Genomic DNA, 1412 nt, shown 5'->3' with positions numbered 1-1412 from the left:
ACACAGTGGACGCGAGCAACTGAGGACAAGCCCTCGGCCTATTAGTACCAGTCAACTCCACCCGTTACCGGGCTTCCATATCTGGCCTATCAACCCAGTCGTCTACTGGGAGCCTTACCCTCTCAAGGAGGTGGGAGTACTCATCTTGAAGCAGGCTTCCCGCTTAGATGCTTTCAGCGGTTATCCCTCCCGAACGTAGCCAACCAGCCATGCCCTTGGCAGGACAACTGGCACACCAGAGGTTCGTCCGTCCCGGTCCTCTCGTACTAGGGACAGCCCTTCTCAATACTCCTACGCGCACAGCGGATAGGGACCGAACTGTCTCACGACGTTCTAAACCCAGCTCGCGTACCGCTTTAATGGGCGAACAGCCCAACCCTTGGGACCGACTCCAGCCCCAGGATGCGACGAGCCGACATCGAGGTGCCAAACCATCCCGTCGATATGGACTCTTGGGGAAGATCAGCCTGTTATCCCCGGGGTACCTTTTATCCGTTGAGCGACGGCGCTTCCACAAGCCACCGCCGGATCACTAGTCCCGACTTTCGTCCCTGCTCGACCCGTCAGTCTCACAGTCAAGCTCCCTTGTGCACTTACACTCAACACCTGATTGCCAACCAGGCTGAGGGAACCTTTGGGCGCCTCCGTTACCCTTTGGGAGGCAACCGCCCCAGTTAAACTACCCACCAGACACTGTCCCTGATCCGGATCACGGACCCAGGTTAGACATCCAGCACGACCAGAGTGGTATTTCAACAATGACTCCCCGACCACTGGCGTGATCGGTTCACAGTCTCCCACCTATCCTACACAAGCCGAACCGAACACCAATATCAAGCTATAGTAAAGGTCCCGGGGTCTTTCCGTCCTGCTGCGCGAAACGAGCATCTTTACTCGTAGTGCAATTTCACCGGGCCTATGGTTGAGACAGTCGAGAAGTCGTTACGCCATTCGTGCAGGTCGGAACTTACCCGACAAGGAATTTCGCTACCTTAGGATGGTTATAGTTACCACCGCCGTTTACTGGCGCTTAAGTTCTCAGCTTCGCCCTGTCGAAACAGAGCTAACCGGTCCCCTTAACGTTCCAGCACCGGGCAGGCGTCAGTCCGTATACATCGCCTTACGGCTTCGCACGGACCTGTGTTTTTAGTAAACAGTCGCTTCTCGCTGGTCTCTGCGGCCACCACCAGCTCAGGGAGCAAATCCCATCACCAGCAATGGCCCCCCTTCTCCCGAAGTTACGGGGGCATTTTGCCGAGTTCCTTAACCATAGTTCACCCGAACGCCTCGGTATTCTCTACCTGACCACCTGAGTCGGTTTAGGGTACGGGCCGCCATGAAACTCGCTAGAGGCTTTTCTCGACAGCATAGGATCATCCACTTCACCACAATCGGCTCGGCATCAGGTCTCA

Annotated in this window: 1 rRNA gene; it reads right to left on the bottom strand. The window is 56.0% G+C overall.

What is annotated here, in order from left to right:
* Positions 1-21: 21 nt before the first annotated feature.
* Positions 22-1412 (bottom strand): 23S ribosomal RNA (locus AB0I82_RS36345); the annotation flags it as partial.

It is taken from the genome of Streptomyces sp. NPDC050315, assembly GCF_040655775.1.
Lineage (GTDB): Bacteria > Actinomycetota > Actinomycetes > Streptomycetales > Streptomycetaceae > Streptomyces.
This window is presented reverse-complemented; position numbering and strand designations above follow the sequence as displayed.